The sequence below is a fragment of the Planococcus faecalis genome, from assembly GCF_002009235.1.
GTDB lineage: Bacteria > Bacillota > Bacilli > Bacillales_A > Planococcaceae > Planococcus > Planococcus kocurii.
This window is the reverse complement of the sequence record NZ_CP019401.1, coordinates 2,529,501-2,550,714: the sequence shown is the minus strand read 5'-3', so window position 1 is coordinate 2,550,714 and position 21,214 is coordinate 2,529,501. Positions and strand designations below refer to the sequence as shown.

Sequence of the window (21,214 nt, the reverse complement as noted above, 5' to 3'; positions counted from 1 at the left end):
AAAATTGCCAAGTTAGCACAAAAGGATTCCTGCTAGTTTCAGTTTTAGAAAATAGTAAAACGGAGCAAATGAAAGAGTAAAATTCCTGCTGTTGCCTGCAGGAATTTTTACTGCGACTAAACACAAGGGATGCTAGAAAAGCAGTTATAGTGTAAGCTAGAGTTCGATATTAGTGGAAAAGGGTTGAAAAGAATGAAGTCTACAATCAATGCAAAAGATGTTGCAAAGCTTGCAGGTGTCTCGCAATCGTCTGTTTCTAGAGTCTATTTTGAAGGTGCAAAAGTTTCTAAAAAAACACGTCAAAAAGTATTGGCTGCAGCAGAAGAACTGGGCTATCGGCCAAATGAGTTTGCCAGAAGTTTAATCACTAACCGAACAAAAATTATAGGCTTAGTGATGAAAGGCGTACAAAATCCTTTTTATCCTCAAGTCTTAACACAGTTTACAGCTTCATTTAAAAAATTCGGCTATAGCATTCTATTCGTCCATACGAATAGCGATGAAATTCAAACTGAAGATATTGAGACCTTATTGAATTACAATGTTGCTGGAGTGGTCATCACAGATGCAACGATGTCGCTAAATGTTGCAGAAAGCTTCAGAGCAAATCAGATTCCGTTGGTGTTTTTTAACCGGAAATTGAGCCGTTCTAATTTCTATTCGGTCTGCTGCAATAACTTGAGTGCAGGTCGTGCAATAGCAGAATATCTGATTGCTAAAGGCTCGAAAGATATGGCTTACATTTCGGGCAATGAAAATACATCGACTAGTCAAGAACGTGAAGAAGGATTTAGCGAAGTAGTGACTCAACACAATTTGAATTTCAAAAAGTATTCGTCAGATTATACATATGAAGGTGGCTATAAAACAGCCCTTGCAATCATGGAAGAAGAGGCACTGCCGTCCGCTTTTTTTGTAGCGAATGATATTATGGCGCTAGGTGTTATGGATGCTTTACGGAAAAAAGAAATTCAAGTTCCAGCACAAGTAAAAGTGATTGGCTTTGATAACATTGGCATGTCTTCTTGGCCTGCTTATGAACTGACAACTTGGGAACAACCGATTGAAAAAATGGTAGAAGAAACGGTGACTTATTTATTAGCTGAAATGATTGACTATACAGGCACAGCAGAGGCTGTAGAAGTGGATGGGGTATTTATTGAACGGAAAACGACATAATAGGTGTTGACATTTATCGAAAATGCGCATATTATCTAAATAGTTTCATTTTTGCATACGTATTCAAAAATAAATTTTTGGAGGAATTATGATGATGAAAGTATTGAAAGCAGGAAAATCTCAAGAAGAAGTAAGCGCTAACGATTCGAAAGTTTCGCAAATAGTGGCAGAGGCATTATTAGCCATTGAAAAAAATGGCGATCAAGCAGTGCGTGAACTATCAGGTAAATTTGATAATTGGCAGCCAGAATCTTTTCGCTTGTCTCAAGCTGAAATAAATGAAATCGTTTCCACTGTTCCTGATCATGTTATCGAGGACATTAAGTTTGCCCAAAAAAATATTCGCGACTTTGCAGAAGCACAACTGGCTTCTATGAATGACGTTGAAGTAGAAAATATACCAGGAGTTATTCTTGGACATAAAAACATTCCAGTGAACAGTGTAGGCTGCTATATTCCAGGTGGACGCTATCCAATGGTTGCTTCCGCTCATATGAGTGTGCTAACAGCAAAAGTTGCTGGTGTTAAACGTGTAATCGCTTGCACACCGCCAATCAATGGAGAAATTCCAAACGCGACAATTGCCGCAATGTCACTTGCTGGAGCAGATGAAATCTATTTACTTGGTGGAATTCAAGCGATGGCAGCGATGGCGATCGGAACGGAAACAATCAGATCAGTTGATATGATCGTCGGGCCGGGAAATGCCTTTGTAGCGGAAGCGAAGCGTCAATTGTACGGACGCGTTGGAATCGACTTATTTGCTGGACCGACTGAAACGCTAGTGGTAGCAGATCATACAGCGGATGCTGAAATGGTGGCGACAGATCTTCTAGGTCAAGGAGAGCACGGCCCAACTTCACCAGGAGCATTGATTACAACTTCAGAAGAACTAGCAAATGAAACAATTAAAGAAATCGAACGCCAATTAGAAACATTAGTAACGGCCGATGTTGCACGCGTTTCGTGGGAAGATTACGGCCAAATTTTACTAGTCGATTCAATAGAAGAAGCACGTATTGAAGCAGACCGTTTGGCATTTGAGCATGTTGAAATCCTAACAGAAAATCCTGATTATTTCCTTGAAAATATGACGAATTATGGCTGTTTATTTTTAGGACCCGAAACGAATGTTGCATATGGCGACAAAGTAATTGGGACTAACCATACACTGCCGACAAAAGGCGCTGCTCGTTACACAGGTGGATTGTGGGTAGGTAAGTTCATCAAAACCGTTACGTATCAGAAAGTAACACCAGAAGCGAGTGCTTATATCGGTGAATATGCAGCACGTTTATGCCAGCTTGAAAACTTCGCAGGACATGCAGAACAGGCGCTTCTCAGAGTCAGAAGATACGGCAGTAAATAAGTTACTCTAAGGGGTATAGGGGGTTGTTTTATGCTTGGCATGTTGGGAATGTTTGGTGGCTTAATTTTATTGATCATTTTGACGATGCGCGGGATGAACTTGTTGATCGCAGCACCGTTAACTGCTTTGTTTGTTGCGTTATTAAACGGATTGCCGTTGTTTCCTCAGCTTGCTGAGGAAGGGGCAGCTAACTTTTTAACAAATTACATGACCGGTTTTACAGGCTTTATCGCTTCGTGGTATTTGATGTTCTTGACCGGTGCCATTTTTGGTAAAGTGATGGAAGACAGTGGTGCAGCTGACAGCGTATCAAAATGGATCGTTAGCAAAATTGGGATGAAACGTGCGGCTCTAGCTGTTGTTCTTGCTTGTGCGGTTTTAACTTATGGCGGCGTCAGTTTGTTCGTTGTCGCTTTCTCTGTGTATCCGATGGCACTCAGCCTATTTAGACAAGCTGATTTGCCGAGACGTTTTATCCCGGCGGCGCTTGCTTTTGGATCGACCACTTTTACGATGACTTCTGCTGGTTCGCCTGAAATCCAAAACTGGATTCCCATTGAATTTTTAGGAACGACACCGTATGCAGGGTGGGAGGTCAGTATCATCGTAGCCTTATTTATGATGATTTTTGGGTACTGGTGGTTGAAGAAAATGATTTCCAAAGCGTTAGTAAAAGGGGAGCGATTTACCGCTCGGAAAACCGATCCGGCTGCAGAAGAACGCATAGAATTACCAAATCCTTTACTCAGTATGATTCCACTGGTTGTCGTTCTAGGCATTTCATTTCTTTTCCACAATTCGCTTGGAACTTCGGCATTGATTATTGCGTTAAGCGGCGGTATTGCAACAACTTATTTTCTTAACAGAAAATATTTCCGTAATATTGGGCATGCCTTCAGTGAAGGTGCAGTAGGAGCTGTTATCGCGATTGCTAATACGGCAGCAGTGGTTGGTTTTGGTGGAGTTGTCAAAGCGACACCTTCTTTTGAAACAGCGGTTGATGTTATGACGGGTATTCCAGGAAGCCCGTTAATTGGGGGTGCACTGGCGGTGGCGGTCATTGCCGGATTAACAGGTTCGTCTTCGGGTGGACAAGCGATTGCTTTACCCCTGCTTGCACCTCATTATTTAGATATGGGAGTCGATCCAGAAGCCTTACACAGAACGGTTTCCATTTCTTCAGGTTCACTCGATTCAATGCCGCAGGGTGGTTATGTCGTAACGACTATTCGCTCAATTGCAGGTGAAACACATAAAGATGCGTATCCTGCATTTGGTGCATTAACCGTTGTCGTGCCACTCATTGGTGCTGCACTGGCAGTTGTATTATTCTCACTTGGATTATAAGATGAAACTGCCCAACAAACTTTCGGTTCCTTGTTTGTTGGGCAGTTTGCGTGAGACAGTCAAACGACAGAGGGGTGTAAGGGATGGAAAAAATTTCAATTCTTGGAGCAGGAACGATGGGACATTCAATTGCCTTATCGGCAGCATGGGCCGGCGAAACTGTAACGGTTTATGGCATCGATGAACAAGATCTTAGCAATGCGGATAGAGGATTACATAACAAACTCAAAGTCATGACAGACAATAAACTGGTTACTGTCGACCAAGCAGAAGAAATTAGACAACGAATTCAATTGACCACTTTTCTTGAAAAAGCTATTTTGAACTCGACGTTCATTATCGAAGTTGTACCCGAAGTATTGGAGCTGAAAAAAGAACTTTATAGTCGATTGGAGACGTTGATCAGCGATGACGTGATCATTGCCAGCAACACCTCTGGATTTAAACCGAGTTTATTGGCTGAAGAGATGCGGCTACCCGCTCGCTTTGTCGTAACGCATTTTTGGAATCCAGGACATCTTATTCCTTTAGTAGAAGTAGTTAAGGGAGAGCAGACAGATGCAAAGACTGTTGAGCGAGCAATGGCTGTTTTAAAAGAAATGAACAAAAAAGCAATTTTGCTCCATAAGGAAATTCCAGGATTTATCGGCAATCGTCTACAATATGCCTTGTTCCGTGAAGCGCAAGCTTTACTGGATGCTGGAGTTGCTTCAAAAGAAGATATTGATGCAGCTGTCACGTATAGCATTGGGCGAAGGTTGCCTGTAACCGGACCACTTATGACTGCGGATATGGGAGGGCTTGACGTCTTCTCGGCAATCTCTAATTATTTGTTTGAAGAGCTAGCGACAGATCAGCGATCAGGCGAAACGCTGTCCACACTTGTAGTTGAAAACAAGCTTGGGGATAAAACAGGAGAAGGGTTTTATTCGTGGGAGCCTGATGTTTCGGCAAAATTAAATAAAGAACGAGAACAGACCTTAATTCACTTTTTGAAAAAAGATTTAAAGGCAGGTGCCTCAGAATGACTGCCTATTTTTCTGAACTTGAAAACAAAACAGTAATTGTCACAGGTGGCAGCAAAGGAATCGGTAAAGACATTGCGTTGACTTTCGCAAAACTAAAAGCCAATGTGGTGATTTCTGGACGAGACACAACAGTTCTCAAAGCGTCTTTGAAGGAACTACAAGAATACAATCCGAAATGCATCGCAGTTTCCGGGGATTTGAGTGATATCGGGGAAGTTCAGAAACTGATTGATAAAGCTGCGTCAGAATTTGGAACTGTTGATGTATTGGTTAATAACGCGGGTATTAACATTGCGAAACCGGCAATGGAAGTAACAGAAGCGGACTGGGATGCGGTACTCGACTTGAATTTAAAGACGGCATTTTTTGCTAGTCAAGCAGCAGCTAGATACATGCTCGAACAAAACAGTGGACGAATCATTAATATCGCGTCGCAAATGGCCTTTGTTGGTTATGTGAAGCGAGCGGCGTATTGTTCAAGTAAAGGAGGTCTCGTGCAACTGACAAAAGCTCTCGCAGTGGAGTGGGCAAAGCAAGGAATTCGTGTCAATGCGGTAGCGCCGACCTTTGTCGAAACCGAGTTGACTGTCAATATGTTCAAAGACGAGACGTTCAAACATGAGATTGACAGTAGAATTTTACTGGATGGCTTGTCTCAACCAGCAGATATCTCGGGAGCCGTGTTGTATTTGGCTTCTAACTTAGCTAATTTTGTAACCGGTGAAACCATTAAAGTCGATGGTGGCTGGACAGCTATCTAACTAAAAAAGAGAACTGAAGAAAGTTCAGCAGCTTGTAGACAAAGTCTTATTAAACTGAATAGTGATGTATAATCTTCAACTAGGCTGGCCACTTCGCTTTCCGGTGGGCTCAGCTTCAGTCTCCTCGTCACTGAAAACCCATGCTCCTGCATCGCTGCGCTAGCTTCGTCGCAAAGCGTCCGCTTGGTGCAGAAAATCCTAAATGCATACAAAAAAATGAATAAGTATTCTTTTGTCTACAAGCTGAACTGAAGAAATTTCAGTTCTCTTTTTGTTAGCGTTTTTTAACCAGTAGATACAGAAAAACTTTACTACTGTATCCGCCTAAAGTCTGAACATTGATCAAATTAATTGAAAACTCTTTCAATTATCAAAATACTCTTTATAATAAACAATTATGAACAAAGGGAGATGAGGCACATGTCTAAGCTAAAAAACGATTCGTTGCAACTGCACAGGACGCATCAGGGGAAATTGGAGATTCGGTCAAAAGTAGCAGTGGAAAATGAAAGGGACTTGAGCCTCGCCTATTCTCCAGGAGTAGCAGAACCTTGTAGAGAAATCGCAGCAGACCCGTCAAAGGTTCACGACTACACAATGAAAAGCAATATGGTCGCGGTAGTGACAGATGGGACAGCAGTTCTTGGCCTCGGCAACATTGGTCCGCTTGCCGCATTGCCGGTTATGGAAGGAAAGGCTATATTATTTAAAGAATTTGCTGGAGTTGACGCGTTCCCGATTTGTTTGGATACAACCGATGCGGAAACCATTATCCAAACGGTTAAATTGCTTGAACCAGGATTTGGCGGCGTCAATCTTGAGGATATTTCGGCCCCGACTTGTTTTATTGTGGAAGAGCGTTTGAAAAAGGAAATGGGAATTCCCGTGTTTCACGACGATCAGCACGGTACAGCAATTGTTACTTTGGCAGGCTTGATCAATGCATTAAAACTGGTCGGAAAAGACGTACAGGAAACCAAAATTGTCGTTAACGGTGCGGGAGCTGCAGGAATTGCCATCGTTAAATTACTGAGTAAATTTGGCTTTGGTCACGTGATCATGTGTGATACAAAAGGAGCTATTTTCAAAGGACGCAAAAATGGCATGAATCCGTTTAAAGAAGAAGTAGCTGAAATGAGCAATTACGAACGCAAAGAAGGTCTACTGGCAGATGTCATCCAAGGAGCAGACGTCTTTATCGGCGTATCAGCAGAAGGTGCATTGACTGGAGATATGGTCCGAACGATGAATGATGATGCCATCATTTTCGCTATGGCCAATCCAAACCCTGAAATTCTTCCGCACTTGGCGAAACAAGCCGGTGCCAGAGTAGTTGGCACGGGACGTTCTGATTTCCCAAACCAAGTCAATAACGTATTAGCCTTCCCTGGACTCTTTAGAGGTGCTTTAGACGTATTGGCTACTGACATCAACGATGCGATGAAAATCGCTGCAGTCGAAGCGATTGCGGGATTACTAGAGGCAAATGAGCTGAATGAGGACTATGTTATACCCAAACCGTTTGACTTGCGTGTGGCCTCAGCTGTTGCGGCGGCAGTAGCAAAGGCTGCTATGGATACGGGCGTTGCTCGGAAAGCAATTGAAATAGAAGATGTGAAGCAAAAGACAGAAAGCTTGTCAGTCGTCGGCGAACACAACACCTTATAATAGAAGAAACCCATTCGATTTTTTTCGAATGGGTTTTTGTATGGGTTTAGTAAACCACTCTATTGGAGGGCTGTTTTTAAATACGAACTAATTCTTTTTCTTCTACAATAGTAGGTGCGTTGCGAGCTTCTTGACGATAAACATCGAGTAAATCACAAGGACGACCAATAAAATCAGTACTGCCGTCTTTGATCTTAACAATTCGATCAGCTAGAATATGAGCATCTTTCTCGTCGTGTGTTACGAAGATAGAGGTGATATTGGCTTTCTTTAAAATATCACGCAACTCTTTCCGAATTTTCTCTTGAAGTTCGGCATCTAAATTACTAAAGGGTTCATCGAGTAATAATAGATGTGGATTTGGCGCGAGCGCTCTAGCAATCGCAACACGTTGCTGCTGTCCACCACTTAATTGGTGCGGATAACGTTTTTCATAACCCTGTAATTCCACGAGTTCTAAGACTTCTTGGAGCCGCTTTTGCTTAGCCGCTTTTTTCATGCGGAACAGTCCAAATAAAATGTTATCGGCAACCGTCATATGAGGGAAAAGTGCATAATCTTGGAATACCATGCCGATGCCACGTTTTTCAGGTTGAACGAAAGTATGTTGATCACAAAGAACTTGATCTTGAATCGTCACTTTTCCAACTGAAGGATTTTCAAGTCCTGCAAGTAAGCGAAGGACAGTGCTTTTTCCACTACCGCTTCGCCCAAGGATGGAAATGACCTCTCCTTTTTCAATCTCTAAAGAGAAATTATCAAGTGCTACAGCTTTTGTATTTGGGTAAGAAAAGCAAAGATTTTCAATGGTTACGAACATATTAATCCAACTCCTTTTCCAAAAACTTATAAAAGACCACAATTGCTAAGGCACTAATACCAACAATCAGCAAAGAAGCTTGAGATGCTTCCATGATTTTTTCGTCGCTGGCATATTGGAAAGCTTTTGTAGAAAGTGTATCGAAATTAAAGGGTCTCAAAATTAAAGTCAATGGAATTTCTTTTAATACGTCAATGAATACGAGAATAAATCCACTAATGATGGCACCTTTCATCATTGGCATGTCTACCTTAAAAAAGGTTCTTGTCAGTCCGGCTCCAAGAAGGCGAGAAGCATCTTGGAAGTCGGTGCCGATTTTGTCGTAACCCGTTTCAATGGAACTGTAGCCAATGGCGAAAAATCGGATGATGTAAGCTGTGACGAGCAAGATGATGCTCACACTAAGTACGAGTGTCGTGTTCATGCCAACTAGTTTATATAGTGGTGCTAAAAATTCATCTAATGAAACAAAAGCAGTTACTACGGCAACTGCAATAACAGCTCCTGGAATAGAATAACCTAAAACTGTTAGTTTGGGCAATAATTTAGCAAGTCTGCCATGAACGAGGCGGGCAAAATTGCCGACAATCAGTGCGAAAACGATAATGACTGCAGCGCTGAATCCGGCTACGAAAACAGAATTTCTTATATAGGACATAAATTCATCTAATGGAATGGTTCCAAAAGTTAAAATGGTCCAGTCAATCAATTGCGCAACCGGGATGAAAAAACCTAAAGCCAAAATAGCGAAGCCATAACTAGCAGCAGCAAAAGCTTTCCAACCGGTTAATTTAACAAGTGGCAGCGGTCTGACTTTTGTAGAAGCGTAGCTATATTGACGTCTGCCGCGCAGAATTTTTTCAATCAGCAGAATAACAATGACAAATCCCATTAAAGAAGCGGCTAGTTTAATAGATGTTTCGATGTCGCCTAAGCCAAACCAAGTTTGAAAAATCGCTGTTGTAAAGGTTTGGATGCCGTAGTATTTCACTACACCGTAATCATTTAATACTTCTAAGACGACCAAACTAGCACCTGCGATAATCGAAATCCGCGATATCGGAACGACTACTTGGAAAAACGTTCGCCATGGGCCTTTGCCAAGTAATCGTGTACTTTCAATGAGTGAAGCCGACTGCTGTGCCAAAAAAACTTGTGTGATGGTGTAAACATAGGGATACAAGAAAACCGTGTAAATGAAAATAGCACCTGGCAAGTTCATGATGTCAAAATATGCTGGATTTAGTTCCATATTAAAGCGCTCACGGAGTGTTGTCTGAATCACACCCGTATAATTAAAAATCCCGTGGTACGTGTAGGCCCCAATAAAAGGTGGGATTGAGAGGGGGAGAATCAGTGCCCATTTTAAAAATCGGCGGAAAGGAAACTGATACTGGGCAATCAGCCAAGCTAAGCTTAGACCGATAAAAATTGTTGAAGCAGCGGTGGCTACAACGAGTATTAAGGAGTTTTTTACAAACGACCAAAGGACAAATTCTTTCATATGTGCCCAGTTCTCGTTAGAGGGGGTGAAAAGACCTGTCACAATCGTTAAATTCGGTAAAAACAATGCAGCGATAATGGCGATGGCTGCAACCGTCCAAATATTTATATTAGCTAATCTTCTTTGCATGGTTAAGCCACCTTCTCCAATCGCCAGAAATCCCTTGCTGTAAACATACAGCAAGGGCACAGCATATTCATTATTTCCAGCCAACTTCATTAAAAATCAGAATTGATTTCGCATTATTGTCTCCTAAAGCAGAAAGCGGAATGTCCTGTTCTTTAAATTCACCCCATGATGTTAGTAACTCAGAAGGTTCGACTTTTTCATTTACTGGGTATTCGTAATTTGTTTCTGCAAACGTTCCTTGTGCTTCAGGTGCAGAAAGGAATTCAAGAAGTTTTATAGCATTTTCTTTGTTTTTAGCTGTTTTCACAACACCCGCACCACTAACGTTCACGTGAGTACCAGTCGTATCTTGGTTCGGGAAGAACAATCCAAGTCCTTCTGCTACTTCTACTTCAGCAGGATCTTCAGAGTTCAACATTTGTCCAAAATAATAGCTGTTCATAATAGCAACGTCGCCAACTCCAGCAGCGATTGCTTTAGCTTGGTCCCGATCTCCGCCTTCAGGATCACGTGCGAAATTATTTACTAGACCTGCAGCCCATTCTTTCGCTTTTTCTTCACCCTCTATTTCAATAAACGAAGCAAGTAGTGATTGATTGTAAATATTTTCAGAGCCACGAATCAATACACGGCCATTCCACTCGTCTTCTGTCAAAGCTTCATAAGTAGATAATTCTTCAGGTTTTACAGTTTCTTTGTTGTAGACAAGTACACGTGCGCGTTTTGTTAAGCCATACCACATTTGGTCTGTATCTTGGAATTTTTCAGGAATTTGTTCGTCTAGTATGTCACTTGATACGGACTGTAGCAAGCCATCTTCTTTAGCACGGTACAAACGTCCAGCATCTGCAGTCAAGAACAAATCAGCTTCAGTGCCATCTCCTTCACGCTTAATGCGCTCAAGCAACTCATCTGCGTCACCTTTAATTAGATTTACTTTGATACCCGTTTCTTCTTCAAACTTTTTGTATAATTCATCATCTACATCGTAATGTCTTGCCGTATATAAATTAACTTCTTTGCTTTCAGCTGTTTCTTCAGGTGCATCTGTTGCCGGTTCGGATGCATCATTGCTTCCGCATGCAGCTAAAACAAGAACTAATAAAGCGATAACCAGATAAAAAAGTTTATTCATGGATGTCTCTCCCCTTAATGTGTAATTGAGATTTCAAATGAAAATCATTCTCATCATCAATTATAAAGTTCCAATTGAGAATGTCAATCATTATCAATACAGTCTCTTATTTTTTTTTATAGTTGTGTCTAAAAAATGAGTGAGTAGTTGTTAATCAGTATTCATTTGCGATTCCCTGTTGTTGCAAAAATGGAAATGAGCGAAAAACAAGAGGTAGCTTAAAGCCAAGAAGAATTTGATAGAGGACTGCAAGATGAATCGAGTTCTCTATTCATAAGAAACCCTCTTGCCAGATGAGGCAAGAGGGTTTCTTAGAACAAAAGTTCTTTCTATAGAAGAAACATTAATTTGCGATGCTTAATCCTTTTCGACGGGCTACTTGTAATAGTGCTTGGTTTAGATCTTGCACCAAATCATCACAATGTTCTAAGCCGACAGAAAAACGTAGCAAGCCGTCGGTGATTCCGCGTTTTTCGCGTTCTTCTGGAGGCATTGAGCCATGAGACATCGTTGCAGGATAGGACAAAATCGATTCGACTGCGCCTAAACTAACTGCAAACACCGGAATTCTCAGATATTCGACAAATATACGAACGGATTTTTTATCAGCTAACCGAAATGATAGAAGCGCTCCTGCATTTGTAGCTTGGCGTTCGTGAATTGGGTTCCCAGGATGGAACGAAAATCCGGGGTAGTATACTTCTTCAATTAACGGATGGTTCTGCAAGTATTCAGCAATAACGCGAGCCGATTGAGACGACTGGCCTAACCGAGCACCTAAAGTTTTTATGCCTTGGATTAACAGGTAAGAATCTTGAGCTCCTAGAACAGAGCCAAACGTGTTTTGGATAAAGCCCAAACGGTTTCCAAGTTCTTCATCTTTGGTCACAGCAAGACCTGCGATGACGTCGCTATGACCTGACAGAAACTTCGTTGCACTGTGAAGAACGATATCTGCACCAAGCTCCAGTGGATTCTGGTAAAGCGGTGTCATAAAGGTGTTGTCAACAAACGTTAAACAGTTATTGGCTTTTGCTAGTTTTGCAGCGATTTCAATATCCGTAATATTCATAACAGGATTTGATGGCGTTTCCAAGTAAATCACTTTTGTATTTGGCTGGATGGCATTAGCCATTTCGTTCAAGTCCGTCATATTCACAAAGGTATACTCGATATTGAATTTGTCCAAAATTTCCGTGATAAAACGATAAGTTCCGCCGTAAACGTCTTCTGACACTAAGACATGGTCACCTGAAGACAGCAGCATAAAAGCAGAGGAAATAGCAGCCATCCCTGAAGAAAAGGCGAACCCACGCTTGCCTCCTTCTAGCTTAGCGATGGTTTCTTCTAACGCTAGGCGAGTGGGGTTTCCAGAACGGCTATAATCAAACGGTCCAAACGAATCCAGGCTTTGTTGGTGGAAAGTGGATGATAAATAGATAGGTACATTGACAGCTCCAGTTTGTGGGTCGACTCCAGTAGAGTGAATAAACTTCGTTTCAATGCGATCGGTCATATTCGACTACCTCCTTATTTAGTTCTGAAAATGCTTGTGCTAAGTCAGCAATTAAATCTTCAGCAAGTTCCACCCCGACTGAAAATCGCAATAACCGATTGCAAACGCCACGTTTCGTCCGTTCTTCAAAAGGCATGTCTGCATGAGTTTGGGTGGCGGGGTAAGTAATAAAACTTTCAACACCGCCAAGACTTTCCGCAAAGGTGATGAGTTTAATGTGTTCAAGAAAAGGAGCTATCCATTCTTCTTTTTGCAAACGGAAGGACAACATGCCGCCTTTTCCAGGGTACAACACATCAGACACAGACGACTGCTGAGACAAAAACTCAGCAATGGTTTTCGCGTTTGCGTCATGCTGTCGCATCCGTAAAGGCAATGTCTTTAATCCGCGAACCAGTAACCAAGAGTCAAAAGGGGACAAAACGGCACCAACCGAGTTATGGAATGTTGCCAGTTTTTCGCAAAGGCGATCGCCTTTAGCGGCAACAAGTCCAGCTAAAACATCATTATGACCACCAATATATTTCGTCGCACTATGGATAACAATGTCTGCACCCAGTAATAGGGGCTGTTGAAAGAATGGCGTTAAAAATGTGTTATCGACGATTAATAGAAGCTTATGCTTTTTAGCCAATGCGGCATAAGCAACGAGATCAATTTCTTGCATCAGTGGATTGGTGGGCGTTTCAATAAAAAGTGCACGTGTATGAATGGTTATTTTTTGTTCTGTGTCTTGGACATCTTTGAACTCGGCGTAGTTGGGGTGAATATTATAAGCTGATGCAAAGTGATCTAATAGGCGGTATGTTCCACCATAAATATCTTCCGGTAGTAACAATTCATCACCTGGACGAAAAAGAGACAAAACGAGTTGAATAGCTGCCATTCCAGAACTGCAAGCAAATGCAGCATCTGCGCCTTCAAGTTCTGCAAATCCTTCTTCCAGAACAGAGCGAGTCGGGTTTTTCGTGCGCGTATAATCATAGCCAGTTGAGTGGCCAAGTCCTTGATGTTCGTAGGCTGTCGATAAGTATATGGGCGGATTAACGGCTCCTGTTGTGGGATCGCTGTGATTGCCTAATTGAACTAATAAAGTTTCCAAGCTGTGTTTTGTCATATTACTCATCCTCTCAATAAGAAAACAGGGGCTTTTCTTCATAAAGAAGAAAGCCCCTGTCCGGAAATGCATTCTTCTCATCTGTTAGGCAGAAGCCTATTGGAATTAGCACCGTAGTCTTCATCAGACTGGTTGCTGAGACTTCACAGGGCCAAATCCCTCCGTCTCTCTAGATAAGAAATATCTTATTAAGTTTAGTGTTTCTGTTTAGATGTTCCTAATCATAAATCAATTAATGACAGAAAGCAAGTGTTGAATTTTAAATAATGCAAATATAAGAAGTGGGTAGGCAACTAGCTTGACTAGTAAAGGGAGGATGGGAAAAGAAAAATTTCTTTAGGCCTGTCGAATCTACATGGCTGCTTACGCTTTTCGGTGTCCAGTTGCAAGTGCCTAGCTCTTCGGGACATAAGTCAACCCAGCTGCGTGGCAAAGAACGCCACACTGCTGGTCTGTCTTATGCCTGTCAGAGCTGACGAGGCACTTTCACTTTTCATGGTGTCCAGACTCCAGCAGCCAGATTCTCGGGTCATAAGCCACTCCGGCTGTGTGGCTGAAAACACGCCACTTCGCCAGAGCGTCTTATGCCTGTCGAATCTACATGGCTGCTTACGCTTTTCGGTGCTTGAGCAAAAAAAGGGACGGTTCAGATAAACATCGCTACAATGGAAGAGAATAGGAGTGAACGTAATTATGCACATTAAGAAATTTGAAAATATCCCATTGGCGGTGCTTGATTTAGCACCAATAAACGAAGGCGCAGAAACAGCACAGACCTTTAAAAATAGTGTAGAGTTGGCACAGCATGTGGAGCGATTGGGGTTTAATCGCTATTGGCTAGCTGAACATCATAATATGCCGGGTATCGGCAGTTCTGCGACATCTGTCCTTATTGGACATATTGCAGGCGCAACAGAGTCGATTCGTGTAGGTTCAGGTGGAGTTATGCTACCGAATCATGCACCGCTTGTCATAGCAGAGCAATTTGGTACATTGGAAACTATTTATCCTGGACGCATTGATTTAGGTCTAGGGCGTGCACCTGGTAGTGATCAAGCTACTGCGCATGCGTTACGTCGAAATTTGAATAGTAGCGGAGATGATTTTCCCCAGCAAGTTGCGGAGTTAGAAAATTACTTTTCAGCTAACCCTGTCGGACGTGTTCGGGCCTACCCTGGAACTAATATAAAGATTCCGCTTTGGCTACTCGGATCGAGTGGATTTAGTGCACAGCTGGCTGCGTTAAAAGGTTTGCCATTTTCATTTGCTAGTCATTTCGCACCGGATTACATGATGCAGGCTTTGCAACTTTATCATCAAAACTTTAAACCGTCACAGGTGTTGGCCGCTCCTTACGCGATGCTTGGCGTTACGATTATTGTTGCAAAAACACAAGAACGTGCAGAATGGTTGGCGACTTCTTCGCAGCAGCAGATGTTCTCCTTGATGCGAGGAGAGCCAACTACATTTAGAGCACCCATCGATCACTTGGAGGAAGTTTGGACAGACCGCGAAATTGCGATTTTCCGGGACAAATTAGATTCTGAATCGACAATGGTTGGAACACCGGATCTTGTTAGACAAAAGTTGAAAAACTTTATTCAAAAAACAAGAGCCAATGAAATTATCGTCAATTCGCCGGTTTTTTATCAGGAAGATCGTTTGCGCTCATATGATTTTGTAGCAAAAATGATGGATTAAGTAAAGGGGCTACCCCAAAAGGTCATAAATCAGGACCTTTTGAGTGTAGCTCCTTTTGCATGCCACTTTCTTTTTGTTATAAAAAAATCGCCTCTCCGGTAACGGAAAAGCGATGATTCAACATTAATGAAGCTCTTTTTTTTCTTCACGCTGCCGTTCTTTTTCTATCTTGAATTCTTTGTAAGTTGTATAAACGGGTGCACCTTCGCCAATCATATTCAGAATCGCATTAAAATCATCATCTAACCGAAGTTCTATTTCTTGTGAATCGAGTACTCGGCGTTCCATTATGACCAACCTCCTCATATAATAATCAGCCGCCACGTAGCAACAGAAATAAGGTTTTAACTCACTTTAATTATACGGAATTTTTAGTTAATTTGAAAGCTAACTGCCTGGGTATTAAGAAAAGAAGAAAAGAATATAAAAAAGCGTTAAAGCAGGGGCTTTAACGCTTTTTAGATGATTATTGATTGATTTCAGCATTTAGTATCATGGACTCAAAGAACAAAGAGGGCGAAGTTTCATTCCATTCAAGGGAAGAGAGGTCGGCCGTTCGCTTATCGATATAGCCATAGGCAAGTTGTGTTCGTGGGTCGTCCGTCAATTGAAGCTTAACGTAAGGACCTTGAGGCGTCAGCCAGTTTAACTGCGACAAACGATTTTCGAGTGAAAATGCAATCCATTGGTCTTCATCTTCTTCTGTTTCGAATAACGGTTGTTGAGCTGCCATTAGCCATGTTTGACTTGAGTGCTTAGGTGGCAACCAAAGGTTTTTCGATAAGGTGCCTTCTTCTGTAGTGAAATCCGTAATTTCATGACGCAATTCCTGCACGGAGTCGCCATTTCCTAGTTGTAGATTCCGCGATACGTAAACATTGCCGATTAGAATTTCACCATTTTTGGTTGTGAAAATGCCATGCGGATTGGTCGTTGAGTCTAACCCGTACAACGCTTCGTCAAGTTTTGCTACCGGCTGTGGATTCCACGATTTAAAATCGGTGTCTTCTAACTTGTTGACATTCATCGACAATGTGTAAGGAATCCAACCGGTGTTTTTGATTTCTTCGAAAATAATGGAAGTGTCGTTTTGAAGCGATCGATCGACTAATGTATATGTGCCGACCTCTATTCCAAGGAAAGTCATCGTGTAAACTTGCGTAAGATCTGAACCGTTGTTACGGACTTCCGGTTCGCTGAATGTAATGAAAGTCGGCTTTTCAATGGTTAAGGACACATCGGTTTCCGAATAAAGTTCTACTTCATTTTTTAAGAACATGACAGCTGTAAAGATAATCAGCGACATGAAAAATAAGACGCCTATTAAAATAACAATTTTTCTAAACACATTTTCCACCTCTGTTTTCTGCGTGTTTGCCAGCTTCGATTATAACATGCAGAAATGAGAAGTAACGCCAACACATTTGAGCATCAAATGAACAAATAGTGATAAATAGAAAAACAGGTATCCAGAAGGATACCTGTTACAAGACTTTATCCAAAAAATCCTTAGCACGAGCAGTTTTCGGATGACTAAAGAATTCCATCGGCTGGCCTTCCTCGACTAATACACCATGATCCAAAAATAAAACACGGTCTGCAACTTCTCGAGCAAAGCCCATTTCGTGAGTCACGACAACCATCGTCATTCCGGATTTTGCTAAGTCTTTCATGACATCGAGCACTTCTTTGACCATTTCTGGATCCAGTGCCGAAGTAGGCTCATCAAACAGCATTAATTCCGGTTCCATAGCCAAAGCACGTGCAATCGCAACACGCTGCTTTTGGCCGCCAGACAAGCTGTTTGGGTAGGCCTTTTCTTTTTCAGCTAAGCCAACGCGTTCAAGTAGCAATCGTGCTTTCAATTCTGCTTCCTCTTTTTTGATGCCTTTTGCTTTCACCGGTGCATAAGTTAAATTCTCAAGCACCGTCAAATGAGGAAATAAATGAAAATGCTGAAATACCATACCGATTTGCTGCCGAATTTTATGGATATTTTTTTTAGAAGCCGTTAAGTTTTTACCGTTGATTTCAATAATGCCTGAAGTCGGTAGTTCCAGTAAGTTTAAACACCGTAGAAAAGTGGATTTGCCTGAACCAGAAGGACCGATAATCGATACGACTTCACCTTTCGTGACAACAGTAGAAATGTCACTGAGGACTTCATTCGTACCAAACTTTTTATAAAGCTGTTGAACTTTAATCACTTTGTTTTAACCTCCGTTCGAAAACTTTACCAATCATCGTCAAGCCCATCACGAGACACCAATAGATGACGCCGACAAATAACAACGGTTCAAAGTTGCGGAACAAGTCGGCACCCACTACTTGTGCGCGTCTCATGAGATCGAGGTAGCCGATGGTCGAGACGATAGCGGATTCTTTTGTTAAGGTGATAAATTCATTCATTAATGCGGGTAAGATGTTTTTCAAGGCTTGAGGCAAAATAATGTCTTTCATCATCGATCGGTACGGAATACCGAGCGCTTGAGCCGCTTCTGTTTGTCCTTTATCGACTGCTTGAATTCCAGCACGAATAATTTCTGATATATAAGCGGATGAATTCAGTCCAAAAGCCAAAATGGCCGAAAGAAATGCTGAAATGTCATAGCCTGTTAGCTGTGGAATCGAGTAATAAATAATCATCAATTGCAAAATTAGCGGTGTTCCCCGGAATATCGATGTATAGGCATCGGCAAACCATCTAAGAGGTGCAACACTACTTATTTTGAGTAAAGCGAGCAAGGTTCCAAGAATCGAACCTAAAATAATCGCAAAAAATACGAATTTTAAAGTGGTCCAAATTCCTTCTAGCATGAAAGGAATATAAGGAACTATTTGTGAAAAATCCAGGTTCATCGATTACAACTCTTTTCTACAAGGTAATTTATTCTTCTTCAGTCAGCCATTGTTCTTTTAACTTATCTAACTCGCCGCTTTCTTCCATTTCAGCAAGTATGCCATTCACTTCTTCTACTAGCTCACTGCCTTTCGGGAAAGCAACGGCCATACCGGGTGAAGCAGTTGTTGGGTCATCAAATGCACCCAGATCCTGTGCTTCGATATAGCCAAGAGCCACTTGTTTATCCATGTAGGCGGCGTCGATACGACCAGATAAAATTTCTTGTATTAACGCACCAGAATCATCTAACGCTTTTAACTCGAAATTGATGCCTTCATCAGCGATAATGCTTTTTGCTCCTTCTTCTTGAATCGTTCCAAGTTGGACCCCAACACTTTTTCCCTCTAATGACTCAAGGCTAGTCAGTTCTGAATCTTTGACAGTGACAAACATTTCGCCAGAATGATTGTACTCTGTTGAAAAATCAACGTTTTCTTTACGTGATTCGGTAGCGGACATACCCGCAATGACCATATCAACCCGGTCGTTTTGCAACGCTCCGATCAAGCCATCAAATTTCATATCAGTAATTTCAAGTTCGTAGCCAAGTTCATCTGCTATATGGTTGGCAAGGTCAATGTCGAATCCGACAATATCACCTTCAGGATTGCGTGATTCAAATGGAGCGAATTCAGCGGATGTTGCCATTTCCAAAACCTTTTTTTCTCCTGAAGTTCCTGAATCACTTTCACTTGTGCTGTCATTTCCACAAGCCCCTAATAATAATGCAGACGATGCCAACAAAGCGATAAATGGTTTTTTCTTAATCATGTATATTCCTCCTGTTTAATGTATAATTATTCGGTATAATGAATTTTAACACAATAGTTGGTAATTGAGAAGAGTTTTTTAATAGAGAATAGAAAAAATGTGTTGATCTAACCCGGCTGTCCTTAGTAGGAAAGAATGACAAAATTGCGTATAATAACGACTAGGTAAATCGAATAAATAATCGTTCCTAGTAGTGGAAAGCCAGTTTAGTAGAATTTGTCTGCGCTACAGATCGTGCACTTTACTCTTAAGAACTGTGACAAGAAAAGTCTGTAATATAGGTAAGTGGAGTATCAAGTTGAAACAGGAGGAGATAGCAATGAAAAAGTTATTATTGACCGGCTTTGAGCCATTTTTGGCTTATACAGTCAATCCAACGATGAAAATTGTTGAAGCACTAGATGGGACGATCATTGGTAACTACCAGGTTGTCGGTAAAATAATGCCAGTGGATTTTAATTCTTCAGGAAAGGCTTTGCTCAAATTTATCGACGAGGAAGTTCCAGATGCAGTCATTTCTCTCGGACTTGCAGCAGGACGCTATAAAATTACACCAGAGCGAATTGCTATTAACATCAAAGACGGAGATGCTGACAACGAAGGCAACAAACCTGTCGATGAGCTGATTAGAGAACAAGGAGAAGACGCGTATATGTCTACGCTGCCGATTCGAAAAATGGTGGACAGTCTGCTTGCGAAGGGGCTTCCCGCAACCATTTCGAATACAGCAGGTGCATATCTATGCAACAACGTCATGTATGAAGGATTGCATTACGCCAAGGTCCATAACCCGAAACTTCTTACTGGCTTTATTCACATTCCGGCGTCGCATGAATTAGCGATCGAGCACGGTGGGATTCCAAGCTGGTCTCACGAGGATCTACTAAAAGGCATTCGAATTTGCATTGAAACATTAAATGAGACATAAAAAACGGACTGCAATTGCAGTCCGCTTTTTTTTATGATTAAATGATTTCCCAATGCCGTTGCTCAGCCACTGTACGCAGCTTAGACTTGGGTTGAACCGCTACTGGATGTCCAACGAGTTCAAGTACAGGTAAATCTGAGTGACTATCCCCATATGCGTAGCTATTAGCCCAATCAATATCTTGTCCTGCAAGTGCTTCTTTGATTTTTATTGTTTTTAACGGTCCTTGAACATGTGACAAGGGAGTACGATGATCGACGACGTTATTTTTATAAAGAATTTCTGTACCAATAATGGTCCTAATCGGCAATTGTTTAGTCACTGCGTGAAGAAGTGGCGTAAAAGCGCCAGATACGAGCATGACGTAATCGTTATTCTCCACATGGTTTTTTAGTCGCTCGACGACAGTCAGATTCAGATCGCCGTGCATTTGTTCAGCAATCTCCCCAAAATACTGCTCAAGTTCAGTTTGTGTAAAAGTGTCCAATGCGGCTAAATATGCCTGGACAGAACGTTCACGCATTTTCTGCTCAGGATAAATTTTCAGCTTATGGCCGATATAAGGAGGCATAATGGTACGATAAAATTGACGATAGCGGCTGCTATGTTCAGGATGGTTCTTTAAATGGTTCATCATCAGCTGAAACGTTTCCTTCGAATACAAAGTTCCATCAAAATCAAATATAGCTACGCGCAAAGCGATCAACTCCGGTTTCTCAATTTTTTCTGCTCTTTCCATCATAGCGGAAATCAAGAGCATCTTCCAGTGGATGGCAAATGAAGGTTTATGCATTTTCAATTGACGGGTATAGAAGAAGAAACGATAGATTAAGCTACAGGAGGTTTTAACATGGAAAAGCAACACATTACCGTCGGATACGTCGAATTATCACCAGATGAAGCTCAACGATTATTTGAAGAAGTTAAAAAAGATAAAGGCATTAAAACTTACAAAGAGCTCCAGGGCTTGATGGATGATTATGATTCAGCCATCATCGAACCAGAAGCACGTCCACTTGCTGAAATTTTAGATGGAGACGAAGCGCCCAACGGACGAGAACAAGGCGGCATTCGTTATATCGAAGTTTTTAACAAGCTTGAAGAAGATCGACGATACCGTTTCAAATCATCCAACCAACAATAAGACAACTGTCTAACAAGTGATTGATTAAAAAACATCGTACGATCCAACAACAAAAATTTCATGAAAATACCAGCATCCCAATTCTCAACGTTCGATTTACTTGAACGATGAGTGTTGAGGGTGTTTTTTGTTGTAAGAAAATTGGAACTTTTAAGAGGCTGATTCGTATAATAGTAAATGATTTTTTTGAAATAG

General features: G+C 41.6%; 20 protein-coding genes and 1 riboswitch. Of the genes, 9 read left to right on the top strand and 11 right to left on the bottom strand.

The genetic code is table 11. The features are described 5' to 3' along the window. The first annotated feature begins 192 nt into the window (after nt 1-192). The 6 genes from AJGP001_RS12835 to ystJ all read left to right on the top strand — a co-directional run bounded on the left by AJGP001_RS12835 (nt 193) and on the right by ystJ (nt 7,352). Nucleotides 193-1,179 carry a LacI family DNA-binding transcriptional regulator gene (locus tag AJGP001_RS12835; RefSeq protein ID WP_071153857.1) on the top strand — a complete coding sequence of 329 codons (987 nt, stop codon included), beginning with the start codon at nt 193-195 and terminating at the stop codon, nt 1,177-1,179. 91 nt (nt 1,180-1,270) lie between these two features. Beyond that, nucleotides 1,271-2,548, top strand: a complete 1,278-nt coding sequence (gene hisD / locus AJGP001_RS12830) for a histidinol dehydrogenase (protein WP_071153856.1) — start codon at nt 1,271-1,273, stop codon at nt 2,546-2,548. Nucleotides 2,549-2,578: 30 nt separating this feature from the next. Then, on the top strand, nt 2,579-3,895 hold the full coding sequence (locus AJGP001_RS12825) for a GntP family permease (RefSeq protein WP_071153855.1): 1,317 nt from the start codon (nt 2,579-2,581) through the stop codon (nt 3,893-3,895). Nucleotides 3,896-3,978: 83 nt separating this feature from the next. After that, on the top strand, nt 3,979-4,923 hold the full coding sequence (locus tag AJGP001_RS12820) for a 3-hydroxyacyl-CoA dehydrogenase family protein (protein WP_071153854.1): 945 nt from the start codon (nt 3,979-3,981) through the stop codon (nt 4,921-4,923). Continuing rightward, on the top strand, nt 4,920-5,684 hold the full coding sequence (locus tag AJGP001_RS12815) for an SDR family NAD(P)-dependent oxidoreductase (RefSeq protein WP_071153853.1): 765 nt from the start codon (nt 4,920-4,922) through the stop codon (nt 5,682-5,684). Before AJGP001_RS12820 ends, AJGP001_RS12815 begins: the two co-directional genes overlap by 4 nt. Before the next feature lie 420 nt (nt 5,685-6,104). Beyond that, nucleotides 6,105-7,352, top strand: coding sequence for an NADP-dependent malic enzyme (ystJ, locus tag AJGP001_RS12810; RefSeq protein WP_058384658.1), 1,248 nt, complete (start codon nt 6,105-6,107; stop codon nt 7,350-7,352). A 76-nt stretch (nt 7,353-7,428) separates the two neighbouring features. Here the strand turns inward: ystJ and AJGP001_RS12805 are convergent, their stop codons facing one another. From AJGP001_RS12805 to AJGP001_RS12785, 5 genes are all read right to left on the bottom strand, one after another. Further along, nucleotides 7,429-8,172: an ABC transporter ATP-binding protein gene (locus tag AJGP001_RS12805; RefSeq protein ID WP_058384659.1), complete on the bottom strand. Its 744-nt coding sequence runs from the start codon at nt 8,170-8,172 to the stop codon at nt 7,429-7,431. Between the two features lies 1 nt (nt 8,173). Then, entirely contained in the window at nt 8,174-9,805 is a 1,632-nt protein-coding gene (locus AJGP001_RS12800; RefSeq protein ID WP_071153881.1) for an ABC transporter permease, read from the bottom strand. A 70-nt stretch (nt 9,806-9,875) separates the two neighbouring features. Further along, nucleotides 9,876-10,940, bottom strand: coding sequence for a Fe(3+) ABC transporter substrate-binding protein (locus AJGP001_RS12795; protein WP_058384660.1), 1,065 nt, complete (start codon nt 10,938-10,940; stop codon nt 9,876-9,878). Between the two features lie 343 nt (nt 10,941-11,283). Then, nucleotides 11,284-12,456 (bottom strand): cystathionine beta-lyase, encoded by a 1,173-nt coding sequence (metC, locus tag AJGP001_RS12790; RefSeq protein ID WP_071153852.1) that lies wholly within the window; start codon nt 12,454-12,456, stop codon nt 11,284-11,286. Beyond that, nucleotides 12,440-13,573 (bottom strand): methionine biosynthesis PLP-dependent protein, encoded by a 1,134-nt coding sequence (locus AJGP001_RS12785; protein ID WP_071153851.1) that lies wholly within the window; start codon nt 13,571-13,573, stop codon nt 12,440-12,442. Before AJGP001_RS12785 ends, metC begins: the two co-directional genes overlap by 17 nt. A gap of 74 nt (nt 13,574-13,647) precedes the next feature. Further along, nucleotides 13,648-13,753: riboswitch (SAM riboswitch) on the bottom strand. A 513-nt stretch (nt 13,754-14,266) separates the two neighbouring features. Here AJGP001_RS12785 and AJGP001_RS12780 point away from each other — a divergent pair. Continuing rightward, the gene (locus AJGP001_RS12780) at nt 14,267-15,274 is read left to right on the top strand and encodes an LLM class flavin-dependent oxidoreductase (RefSeq protein WP_078080617.1); all 1,008 of its coding nucleotides are present in this window, start codon (nt 14,267-14,269) and stop codon (nt 15,272-15,274) included. A 123-nt stretch (nt 15,275-15,397) separates the two neighbouring features. On the opposite strand, the gene AJGP001_RS17550 is transcribed toward AJGP001_RS12780, so the two are convergent. The 5 genes from AJGP001_RS17550 to AJGP001_RS12760 form a co-directional block, all read right to left on the bottom strand. Continuing rightward, complete coding sequence (locus AJGP001_RS17550; protein ID WP_169835273.1) at nt 15,398-15,562, bottom strand: hypothetical protein; 165 nt, start codon at nt 15,560-15,562, stop codon at nt 15,398-15,400. Between the two features lie 178 nt (nt 15,563-15,740). Beyond that, nucleotides 15,741-16,622, bottom strand: a complete 882-nt coding sequence (locus tag AJGP001_RS12775) for a hypothetical protein (protein ID WP_071153850.1) — start codon at nt 16,620-16,622, stop codon at nt 15,741-15,743. A 136-nt stretch (nt 16,623-16,758) separates the two neighbouring features. Beyond that, nucleotides 16,759-17,481: an amino acid ABC transporter ATP-binding protein gene (locus AJGP001_RS12770; RefSeq protein WP_071153849.1), complete on the bottom strand. Its 723-nt coding sequence runs from the start codon at nt 17,479-17,481 to the stop codon at nt 16,759-16,761. Further along, complete coding sequence (locus AJGP001_RS12765; RefSeq protein ID WP_058384666.1) at nt 17,474-18,133, bottom strand: amino acid ABC transporter permease; 660 nt, start codon at nt 18,131-18,133, stop codon at nt 17,474-17,476. The genes AJGP001_RS12770 and AJGP001_RS12765 overlap by 8 nt, the downstream gene beginning before the upstream one ends. A gap of 28 nt (nt 18,134-18,161) precedes the next feature. Then, on the bottom strand, nt 18,162-18,947 hold the full coding sequence (locus AJGP001_RS12760; protein ID WP_058384667.1) for an ABC transporter substrate-binding protein: 786 nt from the start codon (nt 18,945-18,947) through the stop codon (nt 18,162-18,164). Nucleotides 18,948-19,266: 319 nt separating this feature from the next. Between AJGP001_RS12760 and pcp the strand changes: the two genes are divergently transcribed. After that, nucleotides 19,267-19,875, top strand: a complete 609-nt coding sequence (gene pcp, locus AJGP001_RS12755; RefSeq protein WP_071153848.1) for a pyroglutamyl-peptidase I — start codon at nt 19,267-19,269, stop codon at nt 19,873-19,875. 37 nt (nt 19,876-19,912) lie between these two features. Here pcp and AJGP001_RS12750 read toward each other — a convergent pair whose 3' ends face one another. Beyond that, complete coding sequence (locus AJGP001_RS12750; RefSeq protein WP_071153880.1) at nt 19,913-20,572, bottom strand: HAD-IB family hydrolase; 660 nt, start codon at nt 20,570-20,572, stop codon at nt 19,913-19,915. A gap of 153 nt (nt 20,573-20,725) precedes the next feature. Here AJGP001_RS12750 and AJGP001_RS12745 point away from each other — a divergent pair, with 153 nt between their 5' ends. Continuing rightward, complete coding sequence (locus AJGP001_RS12745; RefSeq protein WP_071153847.1) at nt 20,726-21,019, top strand: hypothetical protein; 294 nt, start codon at nt 20,726-20,728, stop codon at nt 21,017-21,019. Nucleotides 21,020-21,214: the final 195 nt, after the last annotated feature.